This is a genomic window from Bradyrhizobium sp. Kon10 (assembly GCF_055807395.1).
Window position 1 is genome coordinate 1 of record NZ_JBVVOZ010000402.1, and the last position, 237, is coordinate 237.

Sequence of the window (237 nt, forward strand, 5' to 3'; positions counted from 1 at the left end):
GCCGCATCGAAAAGGCGTTCCGGCATTTCGGCCACGACATCACCGACGAGGACAATGTGCTGGAGGCAGGCCTCGGCTTCGCAGTGAAGACCGCCAAGGGCGATTTTCTTGGCCGCGATGCCGTGCTGAGGAAGAAGGAAACCGGATTGAACCGGCGGCTGGTGCAGTTCCGCCTGAAAGACACGCAACCGCTGCTCTTCCACAACGAAGCGATCCTGCGCGACGGCAAGATTGTCG

Annotated in this window: 1 protein-coding gene; it reads left to right on the top strand. The window is 60.8% G+C overall.

Annotated features, from left to right (window positions below; all coding sequences use genetic code 11):
* Positions 1 to 237, top strand: a 237-nt coding sequence (locus AC0L2O_RS37525) for a hypothetical protein (RefSeq protein WP_473373286.1), incomplete at both ends; no start/stop codon positions are given.